The sequence below is a fragment of the Arthrobacter sp. C9C5 genome (assembly GCF_013359735.1).
GTDB lineage: Bacteria > Actinomycetota > Actinomycetes > Actinomycetales > Micrococcaceae > Arthrobacter.
In genome coordinates this window covers 1-14,860 of sequence record NZ_JABFMX010000019.1, presented here as the reverse complement: position 1 = coordinate 14,860, position 14,860 = coordinate 1, and the positions used below count along the sequence as shown (strand labels likewise).

General features: G+C 68.7%; 11 protein-coding genes. 8 read left to right on the top strand and 3 right to left on the bottom strand.

Annotation, left to right across the window (positions count from 1 at the left end; all coding sequences use genetic code 11):
* Positions 1-10: 10 nt before the first annotated feature.
* Positions 11-1,333: a cell division protein PerM gene (locus HNO80_RS14480; RefSeq protein WP_175323558.1), complete on the bottom strand. Its 1,323-nt coding sequence runs from the start codon at positions 1,331-1,333 to the stop codon at positions 11-13.
* A 203-nt stretch (positions 1,334-1,536) separates the two neighbouring features.
* On the opposite strand from HNO80_RS14480, the gene HNO80_RS14475 reads away from it, so the two are divergent.
* The 8 genes from HNO80_RS14475 (at position 1,537) to HNO80_RS14440 (ending at position 13,050) form a co-directional block, all read left to right on the top strand.
* Complete coding sequence (locus HNO80_RS14475) at positions 1,537-2,004, top strand: DUF4383 domain-containing protein (RefSeq protein ID WP_175323557.1); 468 nt, start codon at positions 1,537-1,539, stop codon at positions 2,002-2,004.
* Between the two features lie 289 nt (positions 2,005-2,293).
* Complete coding sequence (locus tag HNO80_RS14470) at positions 2,294-3,730, top strand: flotillin family protein (RefSeq protein WP_175323556.1); 1,437 nt, start codon at positions 2,294-2,296, stop codon at positions 3,728-3,730.
* Positions 3,723-3,971 (top strand): NfeD C-terminal domain-containing protein, encoded by a 249-nt coding sequence (locus tag HNO80_RS14465; protein ID WP_175323555.1) that lies wholly within the window; start codon positions 3,723-3,725, stop codon positions 3,969-3,971. The genes HNO80_RS14470 and HNO80_RS14465 overlap by 8 nt, the downstream gene beginning before the upstream one ends.
* 349 nt (positions 3,972-4,320) lie before the next feature.
* Positions 4,321-5,487 (top strand): glycosyltransferase family 4 protein, encoded by a 1,167-nt coding sequence (locus HNO80_RS14460; protein ID WP_175323554.1) that lies wholly within the window; start codon positions 4,321-4,323, stop codon positions 5,485-5,487.
* The gene (locus HNO80_RS14455; RefSeq protein WP_175323553.1) at positions 5,484-6,872 is read left to right on the top strand and encodes a UDP-glucose dehydrogenase family protein; all 1,389 of its coding nucleotides are present in this window, start codon (positions 5,484-5,486) and stop codon (positions 6,870-6,872) included. Before HNO80_RS14460 ends, HNO80_RS14455 begins: the two co-directional genes overlap by 4 nt.
* A 183-nt stretch (positions 6,873-7,055) precedes the next feature.
* Positions 7,056-8,843, top strand: a complete 1,788-nt coding sequence (locus HNO80_RS14450) for a putative bifunctional diguanylate cyclase/phosphodiesterase (RefSeq protein ID WP_349627363.1) — start codon at positions 7,056-7,058, stop codon at positions 8,841-8,843.
* Between the two features lie 35 nt (positions 8,844-8,878).
* The gene (locus HNO80_RS14445) at positions 8,879-11,038 is read left to right on the top strand and encodes a putative bifunctional diguanylate cyclase/phosphodiesterase (RefSeq protein WP_175323551.1); all 2,160 of its coding nucleotides are present in this window, start codon (positions 8,879-8,881) and stop codon (positions 11,036-11,038) included.
* A 188-nt stretch (positions 11,039-11,226) separates the two neighbouring features.
* Positions 11,227-13,050, top strand: coding sequence for a putative bifunctional diguanylate cyclase/phosphodiesterase (locus HNO80_RS14440; RefSeq protein ID WP_175323550.1), 1,824 nt, complete (start codon positions 11,227-11,229; stop codon positions 13,048-13,050).
* Between the two features lie 276 nt (positions 13,051-13,326).
* Here the strand turns inward: HNO80_RS14440 and HNO80_RS14435 are convergent, their stop codons facing one another.
* Both HNO80_RS14435 and HNO80_RS14430 read right to left on the bottom strand, forming a co-directional pair.
* A complete protein-coding gene (locus tag HNO80_RS14435) occupies positions 13,327-13,629 on the bottom strand; it encodes an excalibur calcium-binding domain-containing protein (RefSeq protein WP_349627362.1) in 303 nt (100 codons plus the stop codon).
* 93 nt (positions 13,630-13,722) lie between these two features.
* Positions 13,723-14,571, bottom strand: a complete 849-nt coding sequence (locus HNO80_RS14430) for an SDR family NAD(P)-dependent oxidoreductase (RefSeq protein WP_175323549.1) — start codon at positions 14,569-14,571, stop codon at positions 13,723-13,725.
* Positions 14,572-14,860: the final 289 nt, after the last annotated feature.

Here is a 14,860-nt window from a genome sequence, read left to right as displayed (position 1 = left end):
ACGCCCCCGTTTAGTCGGCTTCGGCGGCTAGTTCCAGATCCGTTTCGTGCAGTTTCTGCCGTCGTTCCAGCCACGGCCCGGCCGCGTAGCCGATCACGACGCCGACGCCGGTTTCAGCTGCCACGAACAACGCCGTCGTGAGGGGATCCGGGCCGATGTCCGTGAGCCGCCCGATGCCTGCGGAACCGCGGGCCAGCCAGGCCAGTGCCGCCGCGAGCAGCCCCGCCACGGCGCCGATCATGGCGCCCAAGACCAGCGTGGAGACGGTGGCGGTGAACCAGCGCGCCTTGACCTTGATGGAGAGCCATTCGTCGAAGTGGTTTTCGCCTTCGCGCAGGAACCACCAGCCCGCCAGGAGCCCGGCGAGCGCAGGAACCACGAGGGCCACGAAGCCGTACTCCAGCGCACCGGCGGGCAGCGCCGCGAACACCGGGATGGAGGGCAGCGGCCCGACGGCGGTGGCCAGCGGCCCGGCCTGAGATCCGACGCCGAGCGCGAACCCGGAGCCGGAGGTCCAGGCGAGCGCGAACACGGCCAGGTTGGGCAGGTAGCCCAGCTGCGCGATGGTGAGCGCCGCGCCGCCCACCGGGCCGGCGTCGAGCGCCTCATAGACGGCGATGATGAGGTTCCAGTGGATGATGAGGTCCACGGCGAGCAGGGCGGCAGCCATGGCCATGCTGGCCATCACGGCCACGAAGCCGGCCTTGATGGCGGAGCCCAGGTAGGAGCCTGCCCAGCGCGAATGCTGGCTGGTGCGCGAGAGCCAGGCCACGGCGTCGACGCCGATCAGCCGGCTCCAGGAGCCCGCTTCCCGGCGGGCACCAATCACCATGCCAAGCGCGAAGGGGATCAGCGGGACGATGGAGGCGCACCAGAGGCTGACACCGACCTCGGAGGTGCGGCAGACGAAGCCGGTGGCGAACCCGAAAGCGCCGTACATCAGCCAGGAGCCGAGCAGCGCCTGCCAGAGCTGGTCCGTGTAGGACGCCCGGGCCAGCCGCCGCCCTGCGCGCCAGGCGAGCAGGAACGGGATGAGCGTGAGGCCCAGCGGGATGAGCGACAGGGTGCCGGACTCGGGCCGTCCCGCGGTACCGGCTCCGACGGTTTCCAGCAGCAAGGGGACGCCGTGGATCAGCAGCCAGGCCTGGCCGGCCAGCCGGGCGAGGAATTCAAAGCCGCCCTCGCGGAACCCGGCCGTGGCCCAGACCGCGATGATCGGTGCGATCACGACGAGCGCGGAGATCACGGCGGCCTGCGCGGACTCGAGCGCCCCCTGCAGCCATAGAGGCATCGGAAGGCCACGGTTCCCGGTCTGATCAGCGCGCAGTTTCATCGTCTTCCATGGTGCCACGCGCGGGGCCCTCCGCCGGGTTCCGACAGGCTCTTGTCCCCCGGATTTCAGCCGGTGGCAAGGTTGCCGCAGGCGCCGCCAGCCGCGCCTCCGTCACACCACCGCAGGTGGCCCCGCGGCAGCGCTTTTTCCGCTACCCCGCCGTAAAATTTAAGGTGTCCGCAATCAGTGGTTGGAGGCAGAAAATGACTACCGCATCCCCACATGCACACGGCGTACATTTCGGACGGACTGATGTCCAAAACGTCGGCATGGGTGTGGGTATTGTCCTTCTTGTCGTGGGTGTCCTGGGGTTCATCCCGGGCATCACCACGCAGTACAGCGAACTGAGGTTCTTCGGGCCTGATTCCAAGGCCATGTTCCTCGGACTGTTCCAGGTGTCCATGCTGCTGAACGTCGTTCAGCTGGCCATTGGCGCCGCTGGCTTGACCATGTCCCGCAATGGCATGGGAGCCCGGAACTTCCTCATGGGGTTCGGCCTGCTGTACATCATCTTTAGCGTTTACGGGCTGATCGTCGGCGTGGGGTCGGCGGCCAATTTCCTGTCATTCAACACCATGGACAACTGGACCCACATGGTGCTGGGCGTGGCAATGATTGGCGCCGGCTGGCTGCTTTCGAGGCATCTGGCCGATGACGCACAAACCCGGTAAGCGAACACCGGGAAGAGGGAGCCGCGAATGAGGAACGATTCTCAGTAATCCAACAAATTCGTACTACCTGCTGGTGCGGGCGCCTGGAGCTTCTTGGGTGTCCGCACCAGCTTTCTTTTGCCCCGCCGCCTGCCGTGAGTCTCGCGCCCGACGCCGGGTCCCCGGCCGCCGCGGCTACGTCGCGACGCCGGCCGCTGCTCCGGACAGCTAAAGCCGTTCCGCCAAATGCTGGACTTATTCGGCGGCAGCACCCCAGACTGGCCTGACCCACCGACTCGAAAGGGTTTCCATGCCGGATTTCTCAGCTTTTATCCCGTTCCTCGCGGTCCTCGCCGGGGCACTCGTCGTCGTCGCCGTCATCTGGATAGCGATCAAGCTGATGTGGAAGGTGGCCGAACCAAACGAGGCCCTGATCATCTCCGGCCTGACCCGCGGAACCCTCGAGACGCGGGACGGCATGGACTTCAAGATCGTCACCGGCAAGGGGGCGCTGGTGTTCCCCGGTCTGCAGACCGTGCGGACCCTGTCCCTGACCCTGAACGAGACGGAACTCAAGGTCTCCTGCGTGACCTCCCAGGGCATCCAGGTGATTGTCGAGGGCGTGGTGATCTACAAGATCGGCGACGCGCCGCCGTTCATCGCGAACGCCGCGCGCCGGTTCCTCGGGCAGCAGCCCAAGATGCAAAGCCAGGTTTACAACGTCTTCGAAGGACACCTGCGCTCCATCATCGGCAGCATGACCGTGGAGGAGATCATCCGCGAGCGCGACAAGCTCGGCTCGCAGGTCCGCAGCGCCAGCGGGGTGGAGATGGAAAAGCTCGGCCTGGTGGTGGATTCGCTCCAGATCAAGGACCTCCAGGACCCCACCGGCTACATCCAGAACATCGCCAAGCCGCACATCGCCCAGGTGAAGATGGAGGCCCGCATCGCGGAGGCCACCCGGAACCGTGAGGCGGCCGAGCGTGAGGCGGAGGCGGCCGCGCAAATCGCCGACGCCCAGAGCCTGTCCGCGATCAAACAGTCGGAGGCGCAGGCCAACGCCGAACGGGCCCGGGCCAACGCCGCCCAGGCCGGACCGCTGGCCGAGGCCACCGCACGGCAGCAAGTGGTGGTCCAGGAAACGGAGGTCGCCAAGCTCGAGGCGGACCGTGAGGAACAAAAGCTCCAGACCACCATCCGGAAGCCCGCGGACGCCAAGGCCTACGCCAAGCGCACCGAGGCCGAGGGGCAGAAATCGGCGGACATCAGCGCCGCCGAGGCGCTGGCGCGCCGGACCGAGCTTGAGGCGCAGGTCAATGCCCGGCGCACCGAGCTCCAGGCGCAGGCCAACGCGACAGCGGCCGCGGCCGCCGCCGGGGCCACCCGCGTCACCGGTGAGGCCGAGGCTGCCGCCACGAAGGCCCGCGGTGACGCGACGGCGTCGTCGATCAAGGCCAAAGCGCTGGCCGAAGCCGACGGCATCAAGGCGCGCGGCGAAGCGCTCGGGACTAACCAGGACGCGGTCATCTCGCAGCAGCTGGCCGAGAACATGCCCGCCATCATTGCTGCGGCCGCGGAGCCGTTCGCCCACGTCGGGCAGCTCACCGTCCTCAACGGCGGGGAGGGCATCAACCGGATGATCGGCGGCATCCTGGCGCAGGTCGGCGACTACCTTCCTGCGCTGCGGACGGCATTGAAAGACGGCCGGCAGGCAGCCAAGCAGCCACCGAAAGCCCCGGATGCATAGGAACGTCGACCGCAGCCTGACCGGCAGGATCGGGCGGGTGACGGGGCTGGTGGGGCCCGGCACCATCGGGGAGGTCATGCTGCCGTTCCGCGGCGGGACGAGCGCCTTCCACGCCCACCCGTTCGACAGGGAGAGCGTCTTCGCCGTCGGGGACGAGGTGCTGGTGATCTACTACGAACCGCCCCAGACGGTCTACGTGGACGAACTCCCGGACGTCTTGCGGCACGAGCCGCGCCGCTGACGCTGGCCGCACGGCTGATACTGCCGGTGCCGCCGATGCCGCCGGGCACCAGGTCCGGGCATTGCGACCCCGCACCAATTTGCCGGATGTGACCGCTCCGAGGCCCGCCCTAACGGCCATCCTTGGCAAACGGGCGCCCAACATGCTCACTTGTCGCAGCAGCGAGCGCGCATATTGGGACTATGTCCAGCCGCAAGCCCGGCCGAAGGGCATGCCCAGTGTGAAGGCGGCTCGGCTGCAGCTGCCGGGCACCAGGCCCCGGACCCGGCACCTGCCTGTTAACCCACTCTTCCCCCGCAGGCCACACCGGTAACCCCGCGCCGTCAGCCGCCGCGGCCACGGTGGAGGCGTGAGGATCGCACTAGTCGCCGAATCATTCCTGCCGCAGATGAACGGGGTCACGCACTCCATCCTGAGGGTCCTGGAACATCTGCAGGGCCGAGGCGACGAGGTGCTGGTGATCGCGCCATCCACGCAGGACCCCGACGTCCCAGGCGAGGTCCACGGCGCGCGGGTGCACCGCCTCCCTTCCGTGCCGCTGGCCGGCTACACGAACGTACGGGTGGCGTTGGGCGGTGTGGCCCGGGTCAAGCGAATCCTTGCCGACTACGCCCCCGACGTCGTCCACCTCGCCTCGCCGTTCGTGCTCGGCTGGCGGGCAGCCCAGGCCGCACACCAGCTGGGCATCCCCACCGTGGCCATCTACCAGACCGAGGTCCCCGGCTACGCGGGCCGCTACGGGGTCCCGTTCCTGGAGAACTGGGCCTGGAACCGGGTCGAGCAGATCCACCTGCTCGCCTCGCGCACCCTGGTTCCGTCAACCTTTGCGCTGAACCAGTTCCTGGGCCGCGGCATTCCGCGGGTGCATATGTGGCGCCGCGGCGTGGACACCCGGCGGTTCAGCCCGGAGAAGCGCGACGACGCGTGGCGGGCCTCCGTAGCCCCCGGCGGCGAGCGGATCATCGGCTACGTGGGCAGGCTCGCGGTCGAGAAACAGGTGGAGGACCTGGCCGTGCTCGCAGATATTCCCGGCACCCGGCTGGTGATCGTCGGCGGCGGGCCGCAGCGTGAAGCCCTCGAGGCCGCGCTCCCGGGGGCCGTGTTCACCGGGTTCCTCGGCGGCGAGGAATTGGCCCGGGCCGTCGCCTCGTTCGATCTCTTCGTCCACCCCGGCGAGTTCGAGACCTTCTGCCAGACCATCCAGGAGGCCATGGCAGCCGGCGTCCCGGTGGTCGCCACCGGCCGCGGCGGCCCGCTGGACCTGGTGGAGAATTCGCGGACCGGCTGGCTTTACGAACCGGGTGACCTCGCGGCGCTGCGGTCCCGGGTGGCGGACCTGACGGGTGACGACGCCAAGCGCCGCGCCTTCGCCGCCGCGGCCCACGCCTCGGTGCAGGGCCGGACCTGGCACGCGTTGGGTGAGGAGCTCGTGCGGCACTACGAAGCGGTCCTCACCGGTTCCACTAGCCCCGGTTGCACCAGCCCCAGTTCAACCACCAGAGGAGCAACCCTGTGAAGATTTCCGTGATCGGCTGCGGCTACCTCGGCGCGGTGCACGCCGCCACCCTGGCCTCGATGGGGCACACCGTGGTGGGGATCGACGTCGACGCCGCCAAGGTGGCCCAGCTGGACCGCGGCGCCGCCCCGTTCTACGAACCGGGCCTGGACGAACTCCTGCGCGACGGCCGCGCCAACGGCCGGCTCGCCTTCTCCACCAGCTTCGCGGACGCCGCGGGCGCGCAGCTGCACTTCCTCTGCGTCGGAACACCGCAGTCCAAGACCTCCGACGGCGCCGACCTGAGCTATCTGGTCTCCGCCACCGAAGCGCTGCTCCCGTTCCTGGCGCCGCGTGCCGCCGTCGTCGGCAAGTCCACCGTGCCGGTGGGAACGGTGGAGATGCTCCGCGGCGTGCTGGCCGGGCGGTCGGATGTGCTGCTCGGCTGGAACCCCGAGTTCCTTCGCCAGGGCACGGCGGTCAAGGATTCCCTGGTGCCGGACCGGCTGGTGTACGGCGTGCCGGGCGGCAAGGAGTCCGCGCGGCACCCGAACAGCGCCGGCGCCGCCGTCACCGCGGCGCTGGACACGGTGTACGGGCCCCTGCTCTGTGCCGGAATTCCCCGGCTTGTCTGCAACTTCGCGACGGCTGAGCTGATCAAGTCGGCGTCGAACGCGTATCTGGCCACCAAGCTGAGCTTCATCAACGCGATGGCGGAACTCTGCGAGGCCTCCGGCGCGGACGTGACGGAGCTTGGCGAGGCGATGGGCCTGGATCCGCGGATCGGCGGCCGTTACCTGCATGCCGGCCTTGGCTTTGGCGGCGGCTGCCTGCCCAAGGACATCCGTTCCCTCCGGGTGCAGGCCGCGGCGCTGGGCGTGGACTCGGTGGACGCCTGGATGGCCACGGTGGACGGCATCAACCGCGGCCAGCGCTCCCGCACCGTGGAGGCTGCCCGGGAGTTGTGCGGCGGCCAGCTGGGCGGCCGGCGTGTGACCGTGCTGGGGGCGGCCTTCAAACCGGACACCGACGACATCCGCGACTCCCCCGCCCTGGACGTTGCCCAGCAGCTGGCCGACGCGGGGGCGCACGTCACCGTCACCGATCCGGCGGCGATCAACAATGCCTGGCTGCGCTATCCGCAGCTGCGCTTCGAGGCCGCCGTCGAACAGGCGCTCGACGGCGCCGAGCTGGTGCTGCTGCTGACCGAGTGGGAGGCCTACCGCTCGCTCTCCCCGGCCGCGGCCGGGGAGCTGGTCCGCCGCCGGACGGTGCTGGATGCCCGGAACGCCCTCGACGCCGCCGCCTGGACCGCGGCGGGTTGGACGGTGCGGGGCCTGGGAAGGGCCGACGCCGGGATTGGCGCGGACGCGGCCGCCGCCGGCCGACTGGCCACCGCCGACTGAGCGGTCCGGCCCCAGCGACCCGGACCCAGCGGCCCGGCCCGAGCGGGACGGCTGAGCGGGAACGCCGCAACCCGCCGGACACCCGCGCCCTGGCGCCGGGCCGGCGCTTCGCCCCCTATGATTTCTGAGGGGAGGATTCAGAATGCAGCATCGTTGGTCTCAGATTTGTCCGGTTACGGCCGCGTGAGCACTTCAGCGCGCACCGAGGAGGACGCCCGGCTCCGCGAAGCCATGTCCCTGCTCTCAGCCACACTGGAATCCACCGCGGACGGCATCCTCGTGGTCAGTGCCGAGGGCCGGATCTCCTCCGTCAACAACCAGTTCCTCTCGATGTGGGGCATCCCCCGCGAACTCGTGGACACCGGCGACGACGAGTCCGTGATGGGCTCCGTCCTGGGCCAGCTGACGGACCCCGAGCAGTTCCTCGCAAAAGTCACGGCCCTCTACGCCGATCCGGACGCCGAGAGCCACGACGTGCTGCACTTCCGCGACGGACGGACCTTTGAACGGTATTCCCGCCCGCAGAAGGTCGAGGACCGCGTGGTGGGCCGCGTCTGGAGCTTCCGGGACGTCACCGCGGCCCGGCGCGCCCAGGACCAGATCAACCAGGCCATGGCGGACCTCGCGCAGCAGGCCAGCCAGCTGAAGACGCTCGCGTTCCAGGATCCGCTGACCGGGCTCTCCAACCGCCAACTCTTCAACGACCGTCTGGCGCACGCCCTGGCCGGACCCTGCGGGACCGCCGTCGACGTCCTGCTGCTGGACCTGGACGACTTCAAGGAAGTCAACGACATCCACGGCCACCACGCCGGCGACCAGATGCTGATCGAGGTCGGCCGCCGGCTGCGCGCCTGCGTCCGGCCCAACGACGTTGTAGCACGGCTGGGCGGCGACGAATTCGTGGTCCTGCTGGTCGGGTCGCTCGACGCCGACGCGGCCGCCGCGCGGGTCGTCGAATCCCTCAAGCTGCCGGTCTGGATTGATGGCACCATGCTGCGGCCCAGCCTGAGCCTGGGGCTGGCGTCCATCAGCGAAGACGCCGTCGACGCCTCCGAGCTGCTCCGCCGCGCCGACATCGCCATGTACGCGGCCAAGTCCGCCGGCAAGAACCGCTATCTGCGCTTCCGCCCGGAAATGATGACCGCGCTGCTGGAGCGCACCGACCTGGAGGCCGGGCTGCGCACCGCCGTCGACAGCGGGGAGATCGCGGTGCACTACCAGCCGATCGTCTCTGCCCGACTGGGCACCGTGGTCAAGGTCGAGGCGCTGGCCCGCTGGGAACGCGACGGTGCCCTCGTCCCGCCGCATCAGTTCATCCCCACCGCAGAGCGCAGCGGCCTGATCGTCGAAATCGGCACCGAGGTCCTGCTGCGCGGCTGCACCGAGCTGGAGCCCTGGCTTTCCGCGGATTCCAGCCGGTCCCTCGCCGTCAACGTCTCCGGTGTTCAGCTCCAGCAGGGCAACTTCCCGGAGCTGCTGTTCGCGACCGCCGGCTCCTGCGGGGTGGATCCGCACCAGCTGGTCGTGGAGGTCACGGAGAGTGTCTTCTTCGACGACGACTGCCAGGTCCAGCGCCAGCTCGTGCAGCTCCGCAGCGCCGGGGTACGGGTGGCACTAGACGATTTCGGCACCGGCTACTCCTCGCTGGGCCGCCTGCAGGACCTGCCGGTGGACACGCTCAAGATCGATCAGTCCTTCGTCGGCCTGATCCACGGCGGCACCGAGCCGCTCCCCATCCTGAACTGCATGATCGACATGGCCCACGGCCTGGGCCTGACCGTCACCGCGGAAGGTGTCGAGACCCGGGAACAGGCCGAGTACCTCATGCGACGCGGCTGCGATTCCCTCCAGGGCTTCCTGTTTTCCCGGCCCCAGCCGGCGCCCAGCCTGCCCGCTGCGCTCTCGGCGTCGGCCCGGACCATCACCGCATTGCGCCACGACACTGCCGCACAAACGCAGTCGGTGCTGTGATTTGGGTCTCATGGCCCTATGATGCTTGAAGTTTAATGACCACCGCCCTGCCGGTGGATTCGAGTTACGAACGCCCGGGGGCTGGCATCGACGTGGAACAAGGATTGGCGGAAACCCTGCTGACGCAGGGTCCTGACGCGTTGCTGCTGCTCACCACGGAGGGGATCATCTCCTTCCTCAACCCGGCCGCCGAACGCCTCTTCGGCTACTCCAAAGAGGAACTCATCGGCGTCGCGCACAGCCGACTGCTCGTGGAGGACGACCGCGGCGGGTTCCTTCGGGTGTGGAGCCGGCTGGGCGGCGGCAGCTCTTTCGGAACGCGTCCTTTCCCTGGCCTTGGGCTGCACCGCGAGGGCCGGGAAATCCCGTTGGAGATTACCTGCTCGCTCGTCACGACGCCGGCCGGAACCTCGATGGCGGTGGCGGTCCGCGACACCTCCCACCGCCAGGACGACGACGCCGGGCGGCGGAGCGCAGTTTCGCTCCTCGACGCCACATTTGAGACGACGGCGGACGCCATAGTGGTGGTGTCCAACACCGGCCAGATCACCGGCGTCAACGAACAGTACCTGAAGTTGTGGGGCATGCCGCGCGAGATCCTGGCCGAGGACGACGCCTACGCCCTGGTCAAATTCATCGCCAAGCAGCTGGTGGCCCCGGACTGCTTCAAGGCCAAGGTCGCCGAGCTCTACGCCGACCATGAACTGCACAGCCATGACCTGCTCGAGTTCCAGGACGGCCGCACGGTGGAACTGTATTCGCGGCCGCAGAAGGTCGCCGACGAAGTGGTGGGCCGGATCTGGAACTTCCGCGACGTCACCACCCGCACCATGGCGCAGGACCAGGCCCGACGCGCCCTCGACGAGCTGGCACAGCAGGCTGACCAGCTCAAGGCCCTCGCGTTCCAGGATCCGCTGACCGGGCTGGCCAACCGGATGCTGTTCAACGAACGCGCCACCGCCGCGCTGGAGTCCCCCGGCCCGGTCGCGGTGCTGCTGCTGGACCTGGACGACTTCAAGGAAGTCAATGACATCCTGGGCCACCACGCGGGAGACCAGATGCTGGTGGAGATTTCCCGCCGGCTGCAGAACTGCGTGGGCCCGCACGGCACCGTGGCCCGCCTGGGCGGCGACGAATTCGTAGTGCTGCTGGTCGGCTGCGGCGATTCGGACGCGGTGGCGCAGCGCATCGTGTCCACGCTGAACGCCCCGGTCTCCATCGAGGGCACCCTGATGCGCCCGGGGCTGAGCCTGGGCGTGGCGACGCGCGGCACGGAGGGCATGTCTTCCTCCGAGCTGTTGCGGCAGGCCGATGTGGCCATGTACGCCGCCAAGGAGGCAGGCAAGAACTGCTACGTGCACTTCCAGCCGGAGATGCTGGCGACCCTGCTGGAACGCACGCAGCTGACCGCGGGGCTCCGCCGCGCCGTCGAACTCGGCCAGATCACCGTCTTCTACCAGCCCGTCATCTCCACGAACCGGCGCGAGGTGATTCAGTTTGAGGCCCTGGCCCGCTGGGAACGCGACGGGGTGCTGATGGCGCCGGACGCTTTCATCCAGACCGCGGAGCGCAGCGGCCTGATCCGCGACATCGGGGCCGAGGTGCTCCGGCAGAGCTGCACCGAGCTGCAGTCCTGGCTGGCGGAGGATCCCGGGCGGACCCTGGCCGTCAACGTCTCCGGCGTGCAGCTGCAGCATAAGGACTTCGCCGAGCGGGTGCTGGACATCGCGGCATGGAGCCGGGTTGATCCGCACCAGCTGGTCCTGGAGGTCACCGAAAGCGTGTTCTTCGACGCCGATTCCCACGTCATCCAGCAGCTGATCACCCTGCGCGCCGCGGGTATCCGGGTGGCGCTGGACGACTTCGGCACCGGCTACTCCTCGCTGGGCCGCCTGCAGGAGCTTCCCGTGGACGCGGTCAAGATCGACAAGTCGTTCGTGTCCATGCTGCACACCGGCGAGGAGCGGCTTCCCATCCTGACGTCCATGATCCACATGGCCCACAGCCTGGGCCTGCGGGTGACGGCGGAAGGCATCGAGACGCCCACCCAGGCCCGGTACCTGATGGAACATGAGTGCGACGCCCTGCAGGGCTACCTCTTCTCCCGCCCCGTGCCCGGGGCACGCCGGGCGGCGGCGGTGACACAGTCCGCAGAGGCCATCGCGGCCCTGCAGGAGCCGGCAGTGGCGCTCTAGTTCAGCCTCTTGTCTGGGCGACCGGACGACATATTCGGACGCTTTCGCGATTACTGTCGGGGCGGCATGGGACTGTGCTAGCGAACACATATGATTTCAGCAGGCGCGGACCGCGGCGAACCCAATCCGGTTCCCGGCGGTGCGCGGCGCCATTCACAGATCCATCGCTTTTGGGGGCAGTACACATCATGGACGCAGCGTTCGCACAGACAGTGCTGGAGCACAGCCCTGACGCCCTCTTGCTGCTTGGCCCGGATGGATCCATCGCCTTCCTGAACACTGCCGCGGAGCAGCTCTTCGGCTATTCCCGGGCGCAACTGCTGGGCGCCGACTATAGCCTGCTGCTGGCCGAGTCGGCGCGGGAGGATTTCCACAAGGTCCTCGCCGGGCTGGATGGCGGCACTGGACTGACGCCCTTCACCGGCGCGGGCCGCCGCGGCGACGCCTCCGAGTTCCCGGTCCAAATCACCTGCGCCGCCCTCCCGCCTGCGCCCGGTACGGCCGGGACCGTCGCCGTCTCGGTGCGCCCGGGATTCCCGGCCCGTCCCGGCGCCACACCACCCGCAATGCCGCACGACGGCGGAGCCACTGCCGGTGCCGCTGCAGCGGCAGCCGCTCCCCGCCGTCGGACGTTCGGCTCGCTGGAGGCAGAACTGGTGCCCGGCACCACCGGCGTGCTCCCCCGGCTCACGCCCGCGGAGCACGACGACCAGCTCAAAGCGGCCGTGCTGCGGGACACGCTGACCGGGTTGCCGAACGGAACCCTGTTCAACGAGCGCCTCGCCGCGGCGCTGCGCCGGCCGGACCCGGTGGACGTGCTGCTGATCAACGTGGACGATTTCAAGAGCTACAACGACATGCTGGGCCGTTCCGCCGCGGACGAGCTGCTGGTCGAGGTGGCCAGCCGGTTGCGCAACTGCGTCCGGCCGCACGACACCGTGGCCCGGCTGGGCGGTGACGAATTCGTGGTGCTGCTGACCGAGTGCCTGAACGCCGGGGCCGTGGCGAAGCGGATTTCCGAGTCCCTGTACGTCCCGGCGCGGATCGGCGGGTCGCTGGTGCGCCCCGCGGTCAGCATGGGCCTGGCCGCCAAGACGCCGCAGACCCACGACGGCGCGGAACTGCTACGGCAGGCGGACTCGGCCATGACGGCGGCCAAGGCGGCGGGGAAGAACACCTGGCTGCAGTTCCGGCCGGAGATGCTGAACACAGCCGCCAACAGGGCCCAAGGCGAGACCGGGCTCCGGCAGGCGGTGGAACTGGGGCAGATCTCGGTCCACTACCAGCCGGTGGTGTCCCCCGGGCTCGGCGCCGTGGTGCAGTTCGAGGCCTTCGCGCGCTGGGAGCGGCACGGCAAGCTCGTTCCGCCCAACCAGTTCCTGCCGGTAGCCGAACAAAGCGGCCTGATCCGCGAGATCGGCGACGAGGTCATGCGCCGCGCCTGTGCCGAGATCCGGCCCTGGCTGGCCGGCGACGCCGCGTACAGCGTGGCCGTGAACGTCTCCGGCCTGCAGTTCCAGCACCGCGACTTCGCCACCGACGTGCTGGGGATTGTCGCCTCCACCGGGGTCGACCCGCGACAGCTCATGCTCGAACTGACCGAGAGCGTGTTCTTCGACGCCGATTCGGACGTGCTCCGGCAGCTGGCGCAGCTGCGCGAGGCCGGCGTCCGGATCGCGATGGACGACTTCGGCACGGGTTACTCAACGCTGGGCCGGCTCAAGGAACTGCCGCTGGACAAGGTCAAGATCGACCGCTCCTTCGTGGCGATGATCAAGACCGGCAAGGAACACCTGCCGTTCTTCCGGACCATGATCAACGCCGCGCAGAACCTCGGACTGAAGGTCACGGCCGAGGGCATCGAGACGCCGGCGCAGGCCAAGTACCTGATGGACCTGGGCTGCGACTCGCTACAGGGCTACCTGTTCGCCAAGCCCGCCCCGGCCAGCGACCTCGCCGGCACGATGGAAAGCGCCCTGACGGCGATCGACAAGGTCGAAGCCGCGGGTTAAGCCGGTTTGGCCCGAGTGGGGGATTGCGTCTGCGGCCCGTTCGTGGGCCGACAGTCCTAGTGGCAGGAAGACCGGCGGCGACTGGCCCGCCGACGTCGACGTCGACCACGGCTCCCGTGGCCGACGTTCCCGCCCAGTTGTACCTCCGCCGCAGCCCGTCGGCAGGCGGCCGCGGTGCGAGCTGGCGCGGAGTGCACCGCGTGCCCTACCTAAGAACCGGGCGGGAACGTCAGCAGCGGACCCGACCAACGGCCGGGTCCCTCTTGTGCGTTCGGCTCAGCGCTTTTCGCAGGCGATGCCGTCGTTGTCTCGGTCGAGGTCGTATTCGCCCCGGTGCCGGACCGCGCCGCCGTCGTTATAGCCGTAAAGGGTGTTGTCCACGCGGAAGGTGGTGACCCGCTTGCCGGTGGTCTTGTCCTTGGCGCCCTTGCGGCCCACGCCGTGCGGGTAGACCTTGTTCAGCTCCGTGCAGTTCTTGTACGACTTCGGCGCCGGCGCGGCAGATGCCGGCACGGCCGTGCCGCTCAGTACGACGGCGCTGGCCGCCAGCGAGGCAATCAGCAGTTTTTTCAGGCGCACGTTCGAGAGCCCTCCCCCAATAGAAGCCCTCGGCCGCGTGTCGGCGAGGCGCAATGAAATGCTAACCCATAATTGCGCCCGTTTCGGTCCGTGTCAGCCGCGGGAATCGAGCTTATCCATGTCCTGCGACACCATGGCTGAGCTGCGCTCCCACAGCTCCCGGGCCAGCTCCGCGTCGTAGGCCTGTTTGTTGGCCTTCGCCAGCGCCCGCTTGGCGTAGTAGGCGCCGGAGACCCAGTCCTGCCCCGGTACGGCCGTAGCGAGCCATACCAGGGTGTCCGCGCCCTGCTCCGGGGACAGCATGAACCGGTTGAGGAAGCTGCGGTACATGAAGCGGAACGGGCTCGTGGTGTTCGCGGCGAAGTTGGTGGCCACCACGCCGGGGTGGAACGCCGCCGTGGAGATTCCCGCCCCGTGGTAACGGTTGTGCAGCTCTGACGTGAAGAGGATGTTCTCCAGCTTCGCGTTGCCGTAGGCCAGGTTGGCGGAGTACTTGTTCGCGACCTCCAGGTCCTCGATGTCGAGCCGGCCGTACAGCGAGTTGGCGGCGCTGGAGGTGTTGATGACCGTGGCCTGGCTGGCGGCGAGGGTGTCCATCAGCTCGGTGGTGAGCAGGAAGGGCGCCAGGTGGTTGATCTGGAAGGTCTTCTCGTGGCCGTCCACGGTGAGCTCACGGGCGCCCATGATGCCGCCGGCGTTATTGGCCAGGACGTCGATCCGCGGGTACTTCTCCTTCAGCTGCGCGGCAAGCCGGCGCACCTGCGCGAGTTCGGCGAAGTCGCTGACGAAGTAGTCCGCGCCGATCTCCTTCCCGATCCGTTCGGTCTTCTCCGCTGAGCGCCCGACGACGACGACGTTCTCCCCTTGTGCGGCGAGGGTCCGGGCCGACGAGGCGCCGATCCCGTCGCTGGCGCCGGTGATGACGATGGTCCGTGCGGTCATGGGGTCTCCCGTGGTCGATGCTTCAACGGTTCAAGCTACTCAAGGGTAACCAACGCTCAACAGCCGGCCCGTGTTCCTCCCCAACCCGACGCCCCCTCACGTGTGGCACGTTTCTCCCCCCACGCTCCCGCAGGTGTGGCACGACGGTATGCTGTGCCGTCTCGCTGGGTCTGTGTTTGGGGTGTTAAAGAGCTCAGGCCCCGACATTGTGTGTCGGGGCCTGGCTGTAATGGTTGTCCGGCGGTGACCTACTCTCCCACACCCTCCCGGGTGCAGTACCATCGGCGCT